Source organism: Streptomyces sp. NPDC045955 (genome assembly GCF_056430805.1).
The window spans coordinates 181,037-199,679 of the sequence record NZ_JBWKKY010000006.1 but is presented as its reverse complement, the minus strand read 5'-3'; the positions used below and the strand labels follow the sequence as shown (position 1 = coordinate 199,679).

The window sequence follows — 18,643 nt, the reverse complement described above, 5'->3', positions numbered from 1 at the left end:
TGTCGCTCTTGTTAACGCTCCGTAAAAGTGACTCCGCGTCGGCGAAGATGGGGGCCATGACGAAGATCGAACCCCTCGGAGCGGTGCGCGAACGTGTCACGGCCGACCTGCGGCAGGAGATCATCGCGGGCAGCCTCCGCCCCGGCGACCGCCTGGTCGAACGCGAGCTGGCGGAGCGCTTCGGCGTCTCGCGCGTTCCGGTCCGGGAGGCGATCCGGGCGCTCGTCGCCGAGGGCTTCGTCCACTTCGAGACACCCCGGCGCACGGTGGTACGCCGTCTCACCCCGACCGACGTCAAGGAACTGTTCGAACTGCGCGAGGCCCTGGAGGTCTACGCCGCCGGACTCGCCGCGTCCCGCGCGACACCGCGGGACCTGGCCGAGGTCCAGGAGCTCCTCGACCGCGCGGCCGCCGCCACCGGGGCCGGTGACGCCGAGTTGATCACGGATCTCAACAGCCGCCTGCACGACCGCATCGTGGCGATGGCCGGCAACAGCCTGCTGACCGAGGCCCTGGAACCGGTCGCCGGCCGGCTGCGCTGGATGACCCGGCGCAACGAGGAGTGGCCGCAACTCCTCGTGGAGCACCGCGAGCTGTACGAGGCGATCGCCTCGGGCGACCCGGAGCGGGCCCGCGCGCACGCGCTCACGCACGTACGCACCAACTACCGCTCCACGGTGCGGCACCTGTTCGGGGAGGAGGCTTTCGGGGAGGAGGTTCCTTAGCCGCTTTCGGTGGGAAGTTCCGCCGCCCGCGCGGCCGTCCGCAACACGTCGCGCAGCATCGCAGGGGTGAGCCGGCCGGTGAAGGTGTTGCGCTGGCTGACGTGGAAGCAGCCGAAGAGCTCCAGGCCGTCCAGGTGGACCCGGGCGCCGTGGCCGAAGGCGGGCCGGGGCCGGGGCACGGACCAGCCCGCCTCCGCGAACGCGGGGAGCGCGGCCTGCCAGCCGAAGGCGCCAAGCACGACCACGGCCCGCAGCGTCGGGCGCAGCAGCCGCAGCTCCTGCACGAGCCAGGGGCGGCAGGTGTCCCGTTCCTGAGGGGTCGGCTTGTTCGCGGGCGGGGCGCAGTGCACGGGCGAGGTCACGCGTACGCCGTACAGCTCCAGGCCGTCGTGGGCGTGCTCGGCGGTGGGCCGGGAGGCGAGGCCGACGTCGTACAGCGCCTCGTACAGGACGTCTCCCGAGCGGTCGCCGGTGAACATCCGGCCGGTTCGGTTGCCGCCGTGCGCGGCGGGGGCGAGTCCGACGATCAGCAGCCGGGCGTCCGCCGGCCCGAACCCGGGCACCGGCCGCCCCCAGTACGTCCAGTCCGCGTAGGCGGCTCGCTTGGTCCGGGCCACCTCCTCACGCCAGGAGACCAGCCGCGGGCAGGCCCGGCAGTCCGTGATGCGCTGGTCCAGGAGAGGAAGACCGCTGGCGTCCATGACTCCACCGTAGGCGGCGGTGGGACGGCCCCCCCTCACCGGGAAGCAGAAGGCTCAGGGCATGCCGGCACGTGAGCCCGGGGTGACGGTCGCGCCCGGCGCGGACCGGGTCTCGACGCGGCGTAGCCAGAGCAGGGCCCCGGACAACAGCACCGCACCGGTCAGCAGCCACGGCAGCGGGCCCGGCCGCAACGCGCCGACGACGAGGCCGGCGAGCGCGCCGACCAGTTGCAGGGCGAGGGACTGGACGGACAGGGCGGTGGCGCGGCCGGCGCTGGTGACGCGGCGGTGCAGCAGGTCGTTCTGGTTCGGGGACGCGGCACCGACGCCGAGGTAGAGCAAGCAGAAGCCGGCGACCGCGAGGGTCGTGGCGAGCGGGTGCGTGCTGGTCGCGGTGACACCGAGCAGCAGCATGCCGCCCGCGCCCGCCACGAGACAGACCAGCACGGCCCGCTCGCCACTGCCCGCGAACCGGGCGGCGAGCGGCGCGAGGTGGCTGCCGGCACCGTTGCAGACGAAGCCCGCGCAGGCGAGCGCGGCGTACACCATCGCTCCGGAGCCGGGCGCTCCGGTCAGCTCGACGGTGCGGCCCGGGATGAGCAGTTCGATGGCGGCCAGGGCGCCGCCGACGGCCGCGGCGGTGAGCAGGACCCGGCGGACCAGCACGTCCCGGCCGCCCAGCCGCAGCCCGTCCAGGACGGTGACCGGGACGCCCCGCAGCACCGAACGCAGGGTGGCCGGCGGTCGCGGCGGCTCCCGCAGCACGGCCAGCACGTAGCAGACGAGGACGACCCTGACGGCGGCTCCCAGCAGCATGGGGACGGACAAGGGCAGCACCGCCCCGGCCGTCGCCTCGCTCAGCCGGGCGCCGAGGTCGGGCCCCAGACCGAGCAGCCAGGGCAGGGCACCGCCGAGCAGCAGGCCGGCCGCGAGCGCGGCGGAGGTCGCGGAGCCGCCCCGGGCCAGGCCCGTGCGCAGCTCGGCGTCCGGGCCGGAGCGCTCCTGGACGGTGTCGACGTACCACGCCTCGGCGGTACCGCTGGACAGGGCACGGGCCGCCCCCATGAGCACCATGCCGGCGGTGAGCACCCACGCGGTGGTGCCGAGGCCGACCAGCACGCAGGCGACCACGTTGAGTACACCGGCCGCGGCGAGGACCGGCCGGCGCCCGAGGACGTCGGAGAGCCCGCCCGTGGGCAGCTCCAGCGCGGCCACCGTCAGCGAGTGGACGGCGAAGAGCCCCGCGACCGCGGCCAGGGACATGCCCCGCTCGCTGAACAGCAGGACCATCGAGGCCAAGCCGAGGCCCGACGGCAGCCATAAGAGCGCGCAGATGGTGACGTAACGGCGGCGAACGGTCCGCAGCGGGGTCAGCTCGGGCAGCTCGGTCACGAGGCGTCCTCGCGGTCCGTCTCCTGGCGGCCCGTGTCCCCACGGTCGTGCGGGGCGAGCGGCAGCCCGGCGGTCAGGAACAGAACGTTCTCGGCGCGGGGGTCGTCCGCGTCCCGGGCCGTCAGCTCCTCCAGCTTCCGGGCCACGGCGTGCCAGAGTTCGGTGAGCGACTCTGCCGTCAGCCTGGGCATGAGGTCGCTGATGCCGGACGGCTCCACCCACTCCTGGCCGAACCGCCCGGCGGCCATGTCCGCCTCATGCCGGGCGAGGGACATCTCCAGGTGCTCCAGCTGCCGCCGCCGCGCCAGGCTGACGAAGGCACGGCCCGCCTCGGAGGACTCCATCGCCTCGTTGCTCCACGACGTCACGGTGTGCTGGGCCCGCCAGCGCCGCTCCCGCCCGTCACGATGCTCGGCCTCGGTGATGAACGCGTACTTCGCCAGTACCCGCAGGTGGTAACTGGTCGACGCCGAGGACTCCCCCGTCCGCGCGGCGAGCTCACTGGCCGTGGCGGGCCCGTCCTGACGCAGCAGACCGAGCAGCCGGATGCGCAGGGGGTGGGTGAGGGCCTTCAGGGCGTCCGTGTCGTGCTCGGGGTCGAGTACGCGCTTGTGCTCGTCGCTGTCCATGCCGGGGAGGGTAGGCCGCCACAGCCATTCAACAAAAGAGTTTTTGCAAAACTTATTTTGTAGAGTCGGGCGAGGGCTGATCTCCTGTCCGGACGGCCCGAAATCAGTTGACGGGAAGGACTAAGGTCGGGGACATGGCTTCTGAAGGCACGGAGTACGACGGGACGGGCGACACGAAGGCCGTGGGTTCGAAGACCGTGGACGCCAAGGCCGTGGATCCGAAGACCGTGGACGACGTGGGCCCGAAGACCGCGGAGCCGAAGACCGCGGACCCGAAGGTCGCTGCAGCCATCGCCGCTGCCGAGGCCGCCGGGCCGCAGAGCGGCCAGACCGTCCGTGTCGACAGCTGGATCTGGGCCGTACGCCTCGTCAAGACCCGTTCCCTGGGCGCCACCGCCTGCCGGGGCGGACACGTCCGCGTCAACGGCGAGCGCGTGAAGCCCGCCCACGCGGTACGCGTCGGCGACGAGGTGCGCGTGCGGCACGAGGGCCGGGAGCGGGTCGTCGTCGTGACACGGCTCATCCGCAAGCGGGTCGGCGCCCCGGTGGCCGCCCAGTGCTACGTCGACAACTCCCCGCCGCCCCCGCCCCGCGAGGCCGTCGCCCCGGCCGGCATCCGCGACCGCGGCGCGGGCCGCCCGACGAAGCGGGACCGCCGCGAAATGGAACGCCTGCGCGGCCTGGCCGGCCCCGGTCCGGGTCCTGTCCCCGGCCCGGGCCCCGGCAGCGGCTTCGGCCACGGTCCCCGCGGGGGGTCCGGCCAACCGAGGCCGTGAGCAGCGCACTTGGCACGGTCAGGCCCGGAGCCGCAGCAGGCGCAGCAGCTCCGCGTTGTGCCCCCGCCGCGCCCAGGCGATGAGGGCGAGCGGCACCATCAGGATGACCGGCGTCGCCGCGTACTGCCCGTCCATGACGGCGATCTGGACGACGAACGCGCCCACCATCAGCGCGCCCAGCGCCATCGCCGCCACCGACTGGAGCACCGGGATCAACAGGGCGACCGCTCCCGCCAGTTCGAGCACGCCGATGGTGTACATTCCCGCGCTGCCCCAGCCGAGCTTCTCGAACGACTCGGCAGCCGACGGGTGCGCGATCAGCTTGGGCACGGCGCTCGCGATCCCGAAGACGAGGGCGAGCAGCACCTGGAGACCACGAAGGGCGATCCGGGCACGCCGCCCGCGGGCGGTCGCGGACTCGGCGACGACGACACCGGCCGTGGCCGAGGAGATGGCGGTGGCGGGAGGGTTGGTCTCGGACATGGAGATCTCCTGGGGGAAGCGGTCCGTGAGGATGTCACAGGGGTAGACCGCCCCTCCCCCTCGAACTCATCGCCGCGGGCCCGCCGACGCCGTACTGGCAGAAGGTGGGGAGCCCGGACTCCCCCGCACTGTCCGGTGCCTCACGCACCCTGCTTGCCTTGACCGTCGGGCACCGCCCGCACCCAGACCCCGTCCTCCGTCAGGTACCGGTCCACCCTCAGGCCCGTCTCCTCCAGCGCCTCCTCGAACTGTTGCCTGGTCAGTGGTCGTGCCCGGAAGGTCTGGGTCCAGACCGCGTCCGGGAACTCGTACTCCGCGCGGACCGAGTTGACCCCGTCGCCGACCGGCTCCGACGACACGATCCGCACGGTGAAACCGCTGGGGTCCACCCGCTCGCGCGGCACGTTCACGTGGTAGTCCTCGCCCTCCCGCTGGATCAGCACGCAGCCGCCCTCCGCGACATGCCGCACACACGTGCGCAGCAGGCCCCGCCGCACCTCGGTGTCCCCGGCGTGCACGAGGAACGACGCGAGCAGCACAACGTCGAACCTCTCGCCCAGGTCCAGGTCCTCGATCGGGCCGCATATCGTCCGCGCCCCGCGTACCCGCTCCAGCATGTCGGCGGACTCGTCCACCGCCGTGACCTCGAACCCGCGCTCCAGCAGCGCATGGGTCATGCGCCCGACGCCGCTGCCCAGCTCCAGGATGCGCGCGCCCGCCGGCACCGCCGCCGCGATGATCTCCGGCTCGTCCCCGACGGGCAGCCGGGAGTAGAGCTCCACCGCGCAGCCGTCCGGGGTGATGGCCCCGGGTCCCGTCCCCTCGTACCCCTCACGCATTTTCAGCTCCATGCCCGCCCAACGGACCGCACCCGCACGCCCGTTCCCGTCTCGGCCGCGTTCACCCGCCCGGGTGAACGATGTCGCGCGTCGGCCTCGGCTCCCCCTGTTGGTGGGCATCCGCGGTGGGGAGTACGTTGCACACAGGAGTGGAGATCGTGATGCGTACAGGCAGTGAACCGAGGACGGCGCGCAGCGCCCTGCGGGCGCGCTTCTGGCTGAGCCTGTGGGGGCTGGTCTGGGCGCTCTTCGGGACGGTCGCCTTCACGCTCGCCGGGCGGACCGGCTGGGCCATCGCCTGTGGCGCGCTGCTCCTGGTCGTCACGGTCGACCTCGTCATCGTCCTCAGGCACATCCGCCAGGGCCCGCACTACCAGCCGGGCCCCGACATCCCGCCCTACCGTCCACCGGAAGATCATCCCTGAGGCGGCCGGATCACCCCTGAGACGGACAGGGGCGGCCGCTCACGAGTCGAAGCGCGCCGCCTTGAGGAACCGCGGGTTCGGGTCCAGCGCGGCGGCCAGGCGGAAGTGGCGCTTGGCCTGGTCGGGGCGGTTCTGCCGCTCATACGTGCGGGCGAGCGCGAAGTGCGCGAACGCGTTGTCCGGCTCGCGCTCCAGGACGATCGAGAACTCGAGTTCCGCGGGCCGCAGCTGCGCCGCGGCGAAGAAGGCACGGGCGCGCAGCAGCCGCGCGGCGGTGTTCTCCGGGTGCGCGGCGATGACTCGGTCGAGCAGCTTCACCGCGCCCCGCGGGTCCCGCGCGGCGAGCAGTTGCTCGGCGGCACGGAAGTCGATGACGTGCGTCTCCGGTGTACGTCCGGTCGAACCGCTGGTCTCGGGCACGGCAGAGTCCTTCCCTCACTGCAAGGGTTCAACGCCCCCGGGCGGTGCCGCTATTCCTGCGGGGACGGCCGGGACGCCCGCGACCTGCGCTCCAGCTCGGCCCACACGTCCTTCACGCGGCGCTCCAGGGACTCCAGCGGGACGTCGTTGTCGATGACGATGTCGGCGATCTCCCGGCGCTGCTCGGGGGTCGCCTGGGCGGCCATCCGCGCGCGTGCGTCCTCCTCGGTCATGCCGCGCAGCCGGACGAGCCGGTCGAGCTGGGTTTCGGGGCTCGCCTCGACGACGATCACGACGTCGTACAGCGGCGCAAGGCCGTTCTCCGTGAGGAGCGGGACGTCGTGCACGACGACCGCGTCGTCGGCTGCGGCCTCTTCGAGCTCGCGGGAACGGGCGCCCACGAGCGGGTGCACGATCGCGTTGAGCGTGGCGAGCTTCGCCGCGTCGGCGAAGACGATGGAGCCGAGCCTGGGCCGGTCCAGACTGCCGTCGGCCGCGAGCACCTCCTCGCCGAAGGCGTCCACGACCGCGGTCAGCCCCGGCGTCCCCGGCGCGACGACCTCCCGTGCGATGCGGTCCGCGTCGATCAGCACGGCACCGCGCTCGACGAGCAGCCGTGACACCTCACTCTTGCCGGCGCCGATACCGCCGGTCAGACCCACCTTCAGCATGAGCCGAGCTTAGGCCCTGCCGAGGGCAGGGCCCTGTCCAGGTCTCCCGGGCTCAGCTGTCGCCTTCTCTCTCTGCCAGGAACTTCTCGAACTCCCGGCCGATCTCGTCCGCCGACGGGATGTCCGCCGGCTCGGCGAGCATGTTGCCCCGGGTCTCGGCGCCCGCGACCGCGTCGTACTGGTGCTCAAGGCCCTCGACGAGCGCGATGAGGTCCTCGTCGCCCTCGCGGATCTGCCGGTCGATCTCCGTCTGGGTCCGGTGGGCGTCCGAGCGGAGTGCGTGGGCGATGCCGGGCAGCACCAGACCGGTCGCCGCCGTGATGGCCTCCAGCACCGTCAGGGCCGCGTCCGGGTACGGGGAGCGGGCGATGTAGTGCGGGACGTGGGCGGCGACGCCCAGGACGTCGTGCCCCGCCTGGAGCAGGCGGTACTCGACGAGCGACTCGGCGCTGCCGGGCACCTGCGCCTCCTCGAACGGGCTGCGGTGGCCCGGGACCAGGTCGGTGCGGTTGCCGTGCGGGGTCAGGCCGACGGGCCGCGTGTGCGGGACGCCCATCGGGATGCCGTGGAAGTTCACCGACAGGCGGACGCCGAGCCGCTCCACGATCTGCTTCACGGCCGCGGCGAAACGCTCCCACTCCACGTCCGGCTCGGGGCCGGACAGCAGCAGGAACGGCGCTCCCGTGGCGTCCTGGACCAGCCGCACCTCGATGGCGGGGTCCTCGTAGTCGCTCCAGCGGTCGCGCTTGAACGTCAGCAGCGGCCGGCGGGCGCGGTAGTCCACGAGCCGGTCGTGGTCGAAGCGGGCGACGACCTGGTGGGGCAGTGAGTCGAGCAGCCGGTCGACGATCTGGTCGCCCGTCTCGCCCGCGTCGATGTATCCGTCGAAGTGGTAGAGCATGACAAGACCGGCCGACTCCTGGGCCAGCGCCATGTCGACGACGGCCAGCCCCTTCGGCTCCCATGCGTACAAGCCCTGCGGATCAAGCACAGTGACCGCTCCTCCTCGTGTTCATACTCCACAACGCCGTTGCGGGCATGGGCATTCCCCGGAGAAGGAGAAGATTGATCTTGGCGGCTGGGACGACGCCCCTGACACACGCTGAGGGCCCGCACCTCGAAAGGTACGGGCCCTCAGTCAGGAGCTACAGCTCAGTGGGCGTTCAGCTCTGCCCACCCGCCAGCTTCTCCCGCAGGGCGGCCAGCGCCTCGTCCGAGGCCAGCGCGCCGGAGTTGTCCGGGCCCTCGGAGGAGTACGAACCACCGCCACCGCCGGACGCGGCGGGAGCGGCGGCCTCGCCACCCTCGGCAGCCGCCTGGGCGTCCGCCTCGCGCGACTTGATGACCTGCGCCTGGTGCTGCTCGAAGCGCTGCTGCGCCTCGGCGTACTGGCGCTCCCACTCCTCGCGCTGCTTCTCGTAGCCCTCGAGCCAGTCGTTGGTCTCGGGGTCGAAGCCCTCGGGGTAGATGTAGTTGCCCTGGTCGTCGTAGGACGCGGCCATGCCGTACAGGGTCGGGTCGAACTCGACCGCGGACGGGTCGGCACCGAAGGACTCGTTGGCCTGCTTCAGCGAGAGGCTGATGCGACGGCGCTCGAGGTCGATGTCGATGACCTTGACGAAGATCTCGTCGTTGACCTGGACGACCTGCTCCGGGATCTCCACGTGGCGCTCGGCCAGCTCGGAGATGTGGACCAGGCCCTCGATGCCCTCGTCCACGCGGACGAACGCACCGAACGGAACCAGCTTCGTGACCTTGCCGGGCACGACCTGGCCGATCTGGTGGGTGCGGGCGAACTGCTGCCACGGGTCTTCCTGGGTCGCCTTCAGCGACAGGGAGACGCGCTCGCGGTCCATGTCGACGTCGAGGACCTCGACCGTGACCTCCTGGCCGACCTCGACGACCTCGGAGGGGTGGTCGATGTGCTTCCAGGACAGCTCGGAGACGTGAACCAGGCCGTCGACGCCACCCAGGTCCACGAAGGCACCGAAGTTGACGATCGAGGAGACGACGCCGGAACGGACCTGACCCTTCTGGAGGGTCGTGAGGAACGTCTGGCGGACCTCGGACTGGGTCTGCTCCAGCCAGGCACGGCGGGACAGGACCACGTTGTTGCGGTTCTTGTCCAGCTCGATGATCTTCGCCTCGAGCTCCTTGCCCACGTAGGGCTGGAGGTCGCGGACGCGGCGCATCTCGACCAGGGAGGCCGGGAGGAAGCCACGGAGGCCGATGTCGAGGATGAGACCACCCTTGACGACCTCGATGACGGTACCGGTGACGATCCCGTCCTCTTCCTTGATCTTCTCGATGGTGCCCCAGGCACGCTCGTACTGGGCGCGCTTCTTCGAGAGGATCAGGCGGCCTTCCTTGTCCTCCTTCTGGAGAACAAGGGCCTCGATCTCGTCACCGACGGCGACGACCTCGTTGGGGTCGACGTCGTGCTTGATCGAGAGCTCGCGGCTCGGGATCACACCTTCGGTCTTGTAACCGATGTCGAGCAGGACCTCGTCCCGGTCGACCTTCACGATGACGCCGTCGACGATGTCGCCGTCGTTGAAGTACTTGATCGTCTCGTCGATCGCGGCGAGGAAGGCTTCCTCGTTACCGATGTCGTTGACCGCTACCTGCGGGGTGGTGGCGGTGGTCTCGGTGCTGCTCGTCATGTGGGAAAGGGCTCCGGTACGGACATTGAAGTCGTAGGTACTGCTACGCCGGGAGCCCGTTTCGCTCTGCAGAAGCCGGACAGCCAAGGAAGCGCCACACAAGATCGGTGGCGCCTCGACAACCGAGGGGACATACATACAGATGCGAGCGCAGCCTGCTACGTCTGAGGTGCGCAGGCCCGCAGCGCAACTTGTAGCATACGGGGGCAGCCGGGCAGGGTCAATGCGCGAAGCCGCCCACCCGGGGCGGAAGACCGCATACCCGGCACAAGTCGTGTCGTCCGAGGCCACGCAGGGCGTGTGACGCCCCCTTCGGGACACCTCCGGTACCGGCTGGACGGAAGAGTACGACGAGGGAGCCGATCATCCAAGAGCCCGAAGCGTCCGAACCGGAGGCGACCCGGCGTGACGCAGATGTCACCGAGAGCTCCCGGGCCAACCGGGGCTGGTGGGACCGCAACGCGGACGAGTACCAGACCGAGCACGGCACCTTCCTCGGCGACGACCGCTTCGTGTGGGGCCCCGAGGGGCTGGACGAGGTGGAGGCCGAGCTGCTCGGCCCGCCGGAGGAGCTGAAGGGCAAGGACGTCCTGGAGATCGGCGCGGGCGCGGCGCAGTGCTCGCGCTGGCTGGCCGGCCAGGGAGCCCGCCCGGTGGCCCTGGACATCTCGCACCGGCAGTTGCAGCACGCGCTGCGCATCGGCGGACCGTTTCCCCTGGTGTGCGCCGACGCCGGCGCGCTGCCCTTCGCGGACGGCTCGTTCGACCTGGCCTGCTCGGCCTACGGGGCGCTGCCCTTCGTCGCCGATCCGCGGCTGGTGCTGCGGGAGGTGCGCCGGGTGCTGCGGCCCGGGGGCCGTCTGGTCTTCTCGGTGACGCACCCGATCCGCTGGGCCTTCCCTGACGAGCCGGGACCGGAGGGGCTGTCGGTGTCGGGGTCGTACTTCGACCGCACGCCCTACGTCGAGCAGGACGAGGAGGGCCGCGCGGTCTACGTCGAGCACCACCGCACGCTCGGCGACCGCGTCCGGGACGTGGTGGCCTCGGGCTTCCGGCTGGTGGACCTGGTGGAGCCGGAGTGGCCGGCCTGGAACACCTCCGAGTGGGGCGGCTGGTCGCCACTGCGCGGGAACCTGATCCCGGGGACGGCGATCTTCGTGTGCGAACGGGACTGACGGGACGACGGGACTGGCGGGACGCGGGACGGAGGCCCGCGCGCGTGAACAGGAGCCTTCCGCGCCGTACGACACTGAGGGCGTGATCCGTTACGACGCTCTGGACGCCCTGCCCGTACGCGGTGCCCTGCCCGCCCTGGACGACGCCCTGGAGGGGCACGGCACCGCCGTGCTCGTGGCGCCGCCCGGCACCGGCAAGACGACCCTGGTACCGCTGGTCCTGGCGGGGCTGCTCGGGGAGGCGCCCCGGCGGCGGGTGATCGTCGCCGAACCGCGGCGGATCGCGGCACGGGCGGCGGCGCGGCGGATGGCATGGCTACTGGGCGAGAAGGTCGGCGAGAGCGTCGGCTACACCGTGCGCGGGGAACGCGTCGTCGGGCGGCACACGCGCGTGGAGGTCGTCACGACCGGTGTGCTGGTGCAGCGGCTGCAGCGGGACCAGGAGCTGGCCCGTACGGACGTGGTGGTGCTCGACGAGTGCCACGAGCGGCATCTGGACGCGGACACGGCGGCGGCCTTCCTGTGGGACGTACGGCAGACGCTCCGCCCCGAGCTGCGGCTGGTGGCCGCCTCGGCGACGACCGACGCGCAGGGCTGGGCCGAACTGCTGGGCGGCGCCCCGGTGGTGGAGGCCCGCGGGACGGCGTATCCGGTGGAGGTCGTGTGGGCGCCGCCGGTGCGGCCCGTACGGCCGCCGCACGGGATGCGAGTGGATCCGGCGCTGCTGACGCATGTGGCGTCGGTGGTGCGGCGGGCACTGGCCGAGCGGGACGGGGACGTGCTGTGTTTCCTGCCGGGCGTGGGCGAGATCGCCCGGGTCGCCGGGCAGCTCGGGGGGCTCGGGGACGTCGAGGTGCTCCAGGTGCACGGGCGGGCGCCCGCGGCCGTCCAGGACGCCGTGCTGGCCGGCGGGGAGCGGCGCCGGGTGGTGCTGGCCACGTCGGTGGCGGAGTCGTCGCTGACGGTTCCCGGTGTGCGCGTGGTCGTCGACTCCGGGCTGGCGCGGGAACCGCGCGTCGACCACGCGCGCGGGCTGAGCGCGCTGACGACCGTACGGGCGTCACAGGCGGCCGGACGGCAGCGGGCGGGGCGGGCCGGGCGTGAGGCGCCGGGGGCGGTGTACCGGTGCTGGGCGGAGGCCGAGGACGCGCGTCTGCCGCGTTTTCCCGCACCGGAGATCAAGGTGGCCGACCTTACGGCGTTCGCGCTTCAGGTGGCGTGCTGGGGGGATCCGGACGCGTCCGGGCTGGCGTTGCTGGATCCGCCGCCGGGTGGGGCGATGGCGGCGGCGCGGGATGTTCTGGCGGCGGTGGGGGCCGTCGACTCCGTCGGGCGGGCCACGGAGCGGGGCGCTGCGCTGGCTCGGCTGGGGCTTCATCCGCGGCTGGGGCGGGCTTTGGTGGATTCCGTTCCGTTCGTGGGGGCCGAGCGCGCCTCGGAAGTCGTCGCCCTGCTGAGCGAGGAGGCACCTCGGGGGTACGGCGATGATCTCGCGGGTGCGTTGCGTCGTGCCCGGCGTGGGGGTGACGCCTATGCCTCGCGGTGGCGGAGCGAGGTTCGGCGGCTGCGGGCCGTCGTTTCGGGGGTTTCCCATCCGCACCCCCGTATCTCGCGTCCAGAGGTCGAGGCCGGGAAGTGGGACGACGCCCCGGAGGACCGGCAGGTGGGGCTCGTGGCCGCGCTCGCCTTTCCCGAACGCGTCGGCAGGGTCGACGGCGGGGCGTGCCTGATGGTGTCCGGGACACGTGCCGAGATCGGCGAGGGGAGCGGGCTGCGGGGGGCCGACTGGGTCGCCGTGGCCGTCGCGGACCGGCCCGTCGGCAAGGGGCACGCGCGCGTGCAGTCGGGGGCCGTCGTCGACGAAGGGGTCGCCCGGCTCGCCGCGGGGGCGCTGCTCGAGGAGCGGGACGAGGTGCGCTGGGACGGCGGGGACGTCGTCGCGCGGCGGGTGGAGCGGCTGGGGGCCGTGGAGTTGGCGGCGCGGCCGTTGAAGGACGCCGATCCGGGGCTGGTACGCGGTGCGCTGCTCGACGGGCTGCGGCGGGAGGGGTTCGGGGTGCTGCGGTGGTCGCCGGAGGCCGGTGTCCTGCGACAGCGGCTGGCGTTTCTGCGGCTGCACCTCGGTGAGCCGTGGCCCGACGTGTCCGACGACGCGCTCCACGCGCGCGTGGAGGAGTGGCTGGAGCCGGAGCTGGGCCGGGCTCGGCGGCGGGCCGATCTGGCGCGGATCGCCGCCGGGCAGGCGCTTGCGCGGCTGCTGCCCTGGGCCTCCGGTGAGGCCGGGCGGCTCGACGAGCTCGCCCCGGAGCGGATCACCGTGCCGAGCGGGTCGAGGATCCGCGTCGACTACTCCCGGCCCGAGCAGCCCGTACTGGCGGTGAAGTTGCAGGAGATGTTCGGGCTGCAGGAGTCGCCCCGGGTCGCCGGGGTGCCGTTGCTCGTGCATCTGCTGTCCCCGGCCGGGCGTCCGGCCGCCGTCACGGCCGACCTCGCCTCGTTCTGGAAGGAGGGCTACAGGGGCGTGCGGGCGGAGCTGCGGGGGCGCTATCCGAAGCATCCCTGGCCCGAGGACCCGGCCGGGGCGGAACCGACCCGGTACACCAGCGCCCGGCTCAGGCGCTGACCGGTGACGGCTCCTCGGCCTCCGTGGGGGCCGGGCCGGACGGGCGGCGGCCGCGGGCCTCCAGGTACAGCGCGAGGGCCAGCAGGAGTACGCCGACGGCCAGGGAGCCCCACGGCAGGAAGGACGTCATCAGCAGGATGAGCAGACGCTGGGACTTCACCAGGTCGACGGTGTGCGTGATGTAGTCCTCGCGCATCTTCACGTGCCCGGCGAACGCGGTCACCTTGTCCCGGTCTCCGAGGAGGGTGCCGCCGCGCAGTTCCTCCTTGTGGAGCTCTTCGCCGTAGACCGGGGCGCCGGTGAGGGGTTCGACCCAGAACTTGCGGACCGTGGTGTACCAGCGGGTCGTGCCGGTCTGGGCGACGGACTCGGGGGTGAGGCCCTCCACGGGCAGGGTCTTCGGGATCCGCACCTTGGTCCAGGGGATGGTCTGCTCGAAGTAGTAGACCTCCAGGCCGCGGAAGTCCCGGGTGCCCTCGTAGTGGATGGGGGCGGTGACGCGGGCCTGGGCGTCGAAGTACTCGTAGTCCCGTTTCTCCGTGAGGAACGGCCATTTGAACTCGATGCCCTCGCGGCGCACCGGGTCGCCGTCGACCATCTCGCCGGTGGCGTGGACGGGGTCCTGGGTGTGGGCGTCGAAGATGTAGCGCTCGGGGATCTTCGACACCATCGCGCCGTCGGGGCCGACGACGTAGGACAGGCCGTCCCAGACGACCACGTCGCGGCCCGCCGACTCCTCGATCCGCTCGGAGGCCTCCACGTTGCCCTTGAGGGTCTGCACGATGGTGACCTTCGGGACGGTGCGGGCCCGCATCGTGCCGTAGTCGAGGAGGGTGGCGTTCTCCGCCTCCAGGACCATGTCCTGGTACTGGTTCGCGGGGACCTTGGCGAGACGCGGGAAGGCGTACCAGCGCAGCAGCGGGGACAGCGCCGCGAAGAACACGGCGAGGGCGAGCAGGACCAGGCCGGCCTTGCGGCGCATCTCGGCCTCCCTCCCGGGCGGGCGGTCAGGGGTGTGCGGGCACCGTCGTCAGCAGGGGCTTCGGGGACGTGCCACCCGAGGGCTGTGCGAGGGCGGTCAGCGTCAGGACCACGGCGAACGCGGCGGCGAGGCCGATGGCGGCGGCGACGAGGGCACGCATACGGGGCCTCCCCACGGACGGAGCTGATACACCGTCAGGTTTCTCGGCACCGTAGCAACGCCCGGCGGAGATGAGAACACGTTGCACACACAACGACGCCCCTCGTGAAAGAGGGGCGTCGTCCGTCGTACCTGAGAGCTACGCGCCGGGGCTGGCCGAAGGGCTCGGTGAGGACGTCTCGGCAGCCGCCACGGTCAGTTCGACGGTGAGGGTCGCTCCGCCTTCGGTGTCGACGCGGAGCAGGAACGTGCCGGTGGTGTCGTCCGCGTAGAGCCTGGGCAGCGTCAGCAGTCCCTTCGCGTCCGTCTTCAGGCCCGTCAGGGCGCGTACGGCCTTGCCGTCGGCGTCCTTGAAGTAGGGGCCCTTGTCATTGACGGTCGGGTCGTCGGCCGACTTGATCAGGGTGGCGGTGGCCGCGACACCGTCGGCGACGGCGCCCTGGTACGTCGCCTTCACCTGGACCCGGTTGGCGAACTCGCCGCCCGGGACACAGGTCATTGCTGCGTCGCCGGTGCGCGCGAGCTTGTCGGCGGCGCGCTCGGTGACGGTGGCCGTGTAGTCGAGGCCCGCGACCATGCGGCCCACGACGGTGGCCCGGACGGTGACGTCGCCCGCCCTCTCCCCCGCCTGGAGTGCGGGGGCGACGGCCACTCCGGAGCTGTTCGTGGCGACCGTGGCCACGCTCTCGCCGCCAGCGAAGGTGGTGTCCGTGTCGCCGACGATCGTGAAGCGGATCCTGACCTTGGCGACGGCCTTGCCGGCCTTCGTCTCGGCGCGGGTGCTGATCCGCTTGGTGAACGCGTCGCCCGCCATCGCGGTGAGCTTCGCCGTCCCGGCGTCCTCCAGGTGGTGCACCGTGTCGGTGGGCGTGGGAGACGTCGAGGGCGGCGTGCTCGGGGAGTCGGGCGGGGTGGTGGGTGGCTTCGGCGGAGTCGTCGTGCCGCCCCCGCCGGGCTTTTCGGGCCTGGGACTGGGCTTGGGCTTGGAGCCGCCCGCAGCCGGCGCGCCGGGCGTGGACGGCGTGGAGGGTGAGGGGCTCGCCCCGGCGCCGTCGTCGCTGCGGTTGTCGGGCAGCGTGCCCGTGCCGTCGGGGACTTCGTGCGTGCCCTTGCGGTAGTACTCCAGCCACCGCATGACCAGGTTCAGGTACTCACGCGAGTTGTTGTAGCTGAGGATCGCGCGGTCGAGGTCGTTCTGGTCGGACAGGTCCCAGTTGTTGCGGCACAGGTAGTGGCCGGCGGCGAGCGCGGCGTCGTAGACGTTGTTGGGGTCCTTCTTGCCGTCGCCGTTGCCGTCGCGGCCGGCCCAGGCCCAGGTCGACGGGATGAACTGCATGGGGCCGACGGCCTGGTCGTAGCTGCTGTTGCCGTCGTAGGCGCCGTTGTCGGTGTCCTTGATGAGGGCGAAGCCGTTGCCGTCGAGCTGCGGGCCGAGGATGGGCGAGACGGTGGTGCCGTCGGCGGTGACGCGGCCGCCACGGGCCTGGCCCGACTCCACCCGGCCGATGGCCGCGAGGAGTTGCCAGGGCAGGTTGCAGCCGGGCTTGGAGTCGCGCAGGGCGGCCTCGGCCTTCTTGTAGGCGTCGAGGACGGTCGCGGGGATGCCCGCCTCCGAAGTACCGGAGGGAGTGGGGGTCGGCCCGGTGCTCGGTGACGGGCTCGGGCTGTTGAGCGGCGGCAGGTCCGTGTAGTACGGCGAGTTGCCGGTGGCGCTGCCGTCGGAGGCACTCGCGTCGGGTGAGGGTGTGGCGTCCGCGGTCGGCTGTCTGCCGTGGTCGTTCACACCAGGAGCCTGGGAGGCGGACAGGGCCGCGACCGCTACCGCGGCCACGGCGGTGGTTGCCGCCCCCTTGCACAGCCTCCTGCCGAATTGCGCCGCCATAGAGTGAACCCCTCCCGTGGACGCCCGAGCGCCCGTCTCTGTCTCTCGCGCGCTTGTGTCGCGTACGCGTACTTCTGTTGCGCTCGCCCTGTTGTGACGATCGACCGGCCCGAGCGGTTGCCCTCCGACAGGCCTGTCTCCTGCCACCGGCACGGTGACCCTGGCGACCCTACGACAACTTCCTTTGCTCGGGCACCCGTTCGTGCCCGTTTTTCACCGGTTGGTCATGAGGCGGGCGCGGTGGGCGGGCCGGTGTTCGGAATCCCGCATACTGGGCCATCCGATCGCCCGGGCAACGACCGTCACGAGGAGCCGAGTTGCCGTTCACGCTGAGCCATGCGGCAGCCGTACTGCCCGCCATACGCACCGACGGCACCGGCCGGGGCCCGCTGGTGCCCGCCGTGCTCGTGGCGGGTTCCTTCGCGCCCGACATGACCTATTACGCGGCGAGTGCGGTGTCCGGGGCGATGGAGTTCGGTGACCTCACGCACTCGTTCCCGGGTGTGTTCACGGTCGATGTGCTCATCGCATGGGCGCTGGTGGGGCTGTGGCTGCTGCTGCGTGAACCGCTGGTGGCGCTGCTGCCGCGGGCCCGCCAGGGACGGGTCTGCGCGCTGGTGCGGGGCGGGGCGCCACGCGCGCGTGTGCGGCCGTCCCTGGTGCTCGGGTGGTACGCGTCCGCGGTGCTCGGCGCGCTGACACATGTCGTGTGGGACGCGTTCACGCATCTCGACCGGTGGGGGATGCGGCTGTTTCCGGTGCTGGGCCGGGAGGTGGCGGGTTCGCCGCTGTACTGGTACCTGCAGTACGGCGGTTCGGCGGTGGCCGCTGTCGTGATCGCCGTGTTCGTGGCGCAGGCCGTGCGGCGGGCGCCGGTGCGCGAGCCGGTGCGGGTCCCGGCGCTGTCGGTGCGGGACCGGTGGCTGGCCGGTGCGGTGATCGGCGGCTTCGTGCTGGTGGGGGCGGTGCAGCGGGCATCGCGGTGGTGGGCCTACTGGGGTTCGAGCGCGAAACCGTGGGAGATCATTCCGACGGTGTGCTTCGGGGCGGGCGCGGGGCTCGTCCCGGCGCTGCTGCTGTACGCCGTGGGAGTCAGGGCGTGGCGTCCGGCTCCGGTCCCGGCCCCGGCCCCGGGCGGTCCTGACCGCCTCGATGGCGCGGAGCCGAGCCGGTCGGCCGCTCGCTGAGGGGCGCTGTCGTCGCGATGTACACGGTGATGGTGGTGTGCGCGGGGCGGCGGGGCCGGGGAAGCAGGGTCAGGACGAGCGTCAGGTAGCTACGGGCCAGGTCCGCCCAGGGGCGGCCGGTCCTCCCGGGGCGATCGATCCTGCCGGGGCGATCGGCATGGCGCGGGTGCTGGGCGGCGGGGGCTGTGCCGCTGGTGAGACCGAGGATTTCGGCCACGTCGTCGGGGCTGGTGAGACCTGTGATTGCCGGCAGGTCGCCGGCGCCGGTGAGACCCGTCGCGGCGGACGCTTCGGCGGCGCGTGTGGGATCGACCGGCCGTCGGCCCTTGGCCAAGCGCTGCCGGAGGTCCGCCGTCGCGCGGCGCAGGGCCGCGGTGAGGCCGGCGGGGACGCGGACCGTGCTTGCGGCGGCCGCGAAGGGCGGGACCGGCGGGAGTGCCACGCCTGGGGCCGTGCGGCAAAGGAGCGTGCGTATACCCATGCCCGCATCTTTGCGACCGCCGGGGGCGGGGGCCCTTTGTCGGGGGCCACGCGAGTGACGCTTTCCGCGGGGTTTCGGCGGGGTGGGGGCGGGTGCCCCCGGCCCAGGGCCTGGCCGCGGGCACGCGCGCCGGACGAGTACGCCGCCGACTCCCAGTCTGGGCCCGCGCCCACCGAGACCCCCAGCGCGACACGGAAATGGACGGCGCTCGCCATCTCGCGAGCGAACAGCTCCCGCGCGAGTCCAGCGAGGTAGCGGGGCGGGCACCCCCGACTCAGGACTCCGCCCAGGGCACCCCGCTCCGCGCTAGTGCGCCGCCGACTCCCAGTCCGAGCCCGCGCCCACCGAGACCCCCAGCGCGACACGGAAATGGACGGCGCTCGCCATCTCGCGAGCGAACAGCTCCCGCGCGAGTCCAGCGAGGTAGCGG

At 72.5% G+C, this 18,643-nt stretch carries 18 protein-coding genes; 6 read left to right on the top strand and 12 right to left on the bottom strand.

Features of this window, described 5'->3' with window-relative positions; translation table 11 throughout:
• Positions 1-56: 56 nt before the first annotated feature.
• Positions 57-725: a GntR family transcriptional regulator gene (locus tag AC07F0_RS14670; protein ID WP_478978601.1), complete on the top strand. Its 669-nt coding sequence runs from the start codon at positions 57-59 to the stop codon at positions 723-725.
• Here the strand turns inward: AC07F0_RS14670 and AC07F0_RS14665 are convergent.
• The 3 genes from AC07F0_RS14665 to AC07F0_RS14655 are packed head-to-tail and all read right to left on the bottom strand — an operon-like array spanning position 722 to position 3,447.
• On the bottom strand, positions 722-1,426 hold the full coding sequence (locus AC07F0_RS14665) for a uracil-DNA glycosylase (RefSeq protein ID WP_478978598.1): 705 nt from the start codon (positions 1,424-1,426) through the stop codon (positions 722-724). The genes AC07F0_RS14670 and AC07F0_RS14665 overlap by 4 nt on opposite strands.
• 54 nt (positions 1,427-1,480) lie before the next feature.
• Entirely contained in the window at positions 1,481-2,818 is a 1,338-nt protein-coding gene (locus tag AC07F0_RS14660; protein WP_478978595.1) for an MFS transporter, read from the bottom strand.
• The gene (locus tag AC07F0_RS14655; protein ID WP_478978592.1) at positions 2,815-3,447 is read right to left on the bottom strand and encodes an ArsR/SmtB family transcription factor; all 633 of its coding nucleotides are present in this window, start codon (positions 3,445-3,447) and stop codon (positions 2,815-2,817) included. Before AC07F0_RS14655 ends, AC07F0_RS14660 begins: the two co-directional genes overlap by 4 nt.
• Positions 3,448-3,581: 134 nt before the next feature.
• On the opposite strand from AC07F0_RS14655, the gene AC07F0_RS14650 reads away from it, so the two are divergent.
• On the top strand, positions 3,582-4,223 hold the full coding sequence (locus tag AC07F0_RS14650; protein ID WP_478978589.1) for an RNA-binding S4 domain-containing protein: 642 nt from the start codon (positions 3,582-3,584) through the stop codon (positions 4,221-4,223).
• A gap of 18 nt (positions 4,224-4,241) precedes the next feature.
• Here the strand turns inward: AC07F0_RS14650 and AC07F0_RS14645 are convergent, their stop codons facing one another.
• On the bottom strand, positions 4,242-4,706 hold the full coding sequence (locus AC07F0_RS14645) for a DoxX family protein (RefSeq protein WP_478978586.1): 465 nt from the start codon (positions 4,704-4,706) through the stop codon (positions 4,242-4,244).
• Between the two features lie 140 nt (positions 4,707-4,846).
• Positions 4,847-5,545 carry a class I SAM-dependent methyltransferase gene (locus AC07F0_RS14640; RefSeq protein WP_478978583.1) on the bottom strand — a complete coding sequence of 233 codons (699 nt, stop codon included), beginning with the start codon at positions 5,543-5,545 and terminating at the stop codon, positions 4,847-4,849.
• A 161-nt stretch (positions 5,546-5,706) separates the two neighbouring features.
• On the opposite strand from AC07F0_RS14640, the gene AC07F0_RS14635 reads away from it, so the two are divergent.
• Entirely contained in the window at positions 5,707-5,970 is a 264-nt protein-coding gene (locus tag AC07F0_RS14635) for a DUF6343 family protein (protein WP_399410075.1), read from the top strand.
• 39 nt (positions 5,971-6,009) lie between these two features.
• Here the strand turns inward: AC07F0_RS14635 and AC07F0_RS14630 are convergent, their stop codons facing one another.
• The 4 genes from AC07F0_RS14630 to rpsA form a co-directional block, all read right to left on the bottom strand.
• On the bottom strand, positions 6,010-6,390 hold the full coding sequence (locus AC07F0_RS14630; protein ID WP_397619977.1) for a tetratricopeptide repeat protein: 381 nt from the start codon (positions 6,388-6,390) through the stop codon (positions 6,010-6,012).
• A gap of 50 nt (positions 6,391-6,440) precedes the next feature.
• Positions 6,441-7,061, bottom strand: coding sequence for a dephospho-CoA kinase (coaE, locus tag AC07F0_RS14625; RefSeq protein WP_478978580.1), 621 nt, complete (start codon positions 7,059-7,061; stop codon positions 6,441-6,443).
• A gap of 52 nt (positions 7,062-7,113) precedes the next feature.
• A complete protein-coding gene (locus tag AC07F0_RS14620; protein ID WP_478978577.1) occupies positions 7,114-8,052 on the bottom strand; it encodes a PAC2 family protein in 939 nt (312 codons plus the stop codon).
• Positions 8,053-8,224: 172 nt separating this feature from the next.
• The gene (gene rpsA / locus AC07F0_RS14615) at positions 8,225-9,724 is read right to left on the bottom strand and encodes a 30S ribosomal protein S1 (RefSeq protein ID WP_338777465.1); all 1,500 of its coding nucleotides are present in this window, start codon (positions 9,722-9,724) and stop codon (positions 8,225-8,227) included.
• A 362-nt stretch (positions 9,725-10,086) separates the two neighbouring features.
• Between rpsA and AC07F0_RS14610 the strand changes: the two genes are divergently transcribed.
• Positions 10,087-10,899, top strand: a complete 813-nt coding sequence (locus tag AC07F0_RS14610; RefSeq protein WP_478979123.1) for a class I SAM-dependent methyltransferase — start codon at positions 10,087-10,089, stop codon at positions 10,897-10,899.
• A gap of 82 nt (positions 10,900-10,981) precedes the next feature.
• Positions 10,982-13,522, top strand: coding sequence for an ATP-dependent helicase HrpB (gene hrpB, locus AC07F0_RS14605; protein WP_478978574.1), 2,541 nt, complete (start codon positions 10,982-10,984; stop codon positions 13,520-13,522).
• Here hrpB and pgfA read toward each other — a convergent pair.
• The 3 genes from pgfA to AC07F0_RS14590 all read right to left on the bottom strand — a co-directional run bounded on the left by pgfA (position 13,512) and on the right by AC07F0_RS14590 (position 16,545).
• On the bottom strand, positions 13,512-14,504 hold the full coding sequence (gene pgfA, locus AC07F0_RS14600; RefSeq protein ID WP_478978571.1) for a cell envelope lipid trafficking protein PgfA: 993 nt from the start codon (positions 14,502-14,504) through the stop codon (positions 13,512-13,514). The genes hrpB and pgfA overlap by 11 nt on opposite strands.
• Positions 14,505-14,529: 25 nt before the next feature.
• Positions 14,530-14,664, bottom strand: a complete 135-nt coding sequence (locus AC07F0_RS14595; RefSeq protein WP_356923094.1) for an SPW_0924 family protein — start codon at positions 14,662-14,664, stop codon at positions 14,530-14,532.
• Positions 14,665-14,802: 138 nt separating this feature from the next.
• Positions 14,803-16,545 carry a lytic transglycosylase domain-containing protein gene (locus AC07F0_RS14590; RefSeq protein ID WP_478978568.1) on the bottom strand — a complete coding sequence of 581 codons (1,743 nt, stop codon included), beginning with the start codon at positions 16,543-16,545 and terminating at the stop codon, positions 14,803-14,805.
• A gap of 317 nt (positions 16,546-16,862) precedes the next feature.
• Between AC07F0_RS14590 and AC07F0_RS14585 the strand changes: the two genes are divergently transcribed.
• Positions 16,863-17,732 (top strand): DUF4184 family protein, encoded by an 870-nt coding sequence (locus AC07F0_RS14585; RefSeq protein ID WP_478978565.1) that lies wholly within the window; start codon positions 16,863-16,865, stop codon positions 17,730-17,732.
• Positions 17,733-18,643 lie beyond the last annotated feature (911 nt).

Coding starts and splice junctions, on each gene's coding strand:
- AC07F0_RS14670 (WP_478978601.1), top strand. CDS start 57: ATGACGAAGATCGAACCCCTCGGAGCGGTGCGCGAACGTGTCACGGCC.
- AC07F0_RS14665 (WP_478978598.1), bottom strand. CDS start 1,426: ATGGACGCCAGCGGTCTTCCTCTCCTGGACCAGCGCATCACGGACTGC.
- AC07F0_RS14655 (WP_478978592.1), bottom strand. CDS start 3,447: ATGGACAGCGACGAGCACAAGCGCGTACTCGACCCCGAGCACGACACG.
- AC07F0_RS14650 (WP_478978589.1), top strand. CDS start 3,582: ATGGCTTCTGAAGGCACGGAGTACGACGGGACGGGCGACACGAAGGCC.
- AC07F0_RS14645 (WP_478978586.1), bottom strand. CDS start 4,706: ATGTCCGAGACCAACCCTCCCGCCACCGCCATCTCCTCGGCCACGGCC.
- AC07F0_RS14640 (WP_478978583.1), bottom strand. CDS start 5,545: ATGCGTGAGGGGTACGAGGGGACGGGACCCGGGGCCATCACCCCGGAC.
- AC07F0_RS14635 (WP_399410075.1), top strand. CDS start 5,707: ATGCGTACAGGCAGTGAACCGAGGACGGCGCGCAGCGCCCTGCGGGCG.
- coaE (WP_478978580.1), bottom strand. CDS start 7,061: ATGCTGAAGGTGGGTCTGACCGGCGGTATCGGCGCCGGCAAGAGTGAG.
- rpsA (WP_338777465.1), bottom strand. CDS start 9,724: ATGACGAGCAGCACCGAGACCACCGCCACCACCCCGCAGGTAGCGGTC.
- pgfA (WP_478978571.1), bottom strand. CDS start 14,504: ATGCGCCGCAAGGCCGGCCTGGTCCTGCTCGCCCTCGCCGTGTTCTTC.
- AC07F0_RS14595 (WP_356923094.1), bottom strand. CDS start 14,664: ATGCGTGCCCTCGTCGCCGCCGCCATCGGCCTCGCCGCCGCGTTCGCC.
- AC07F0_RS14590 (WP_478978568.1), bottom strand. CDS start 16,545: ATGGCGGCGCAATTCGGCAGGAGGCTGTGCAAGGGGGCGGCAACCACC.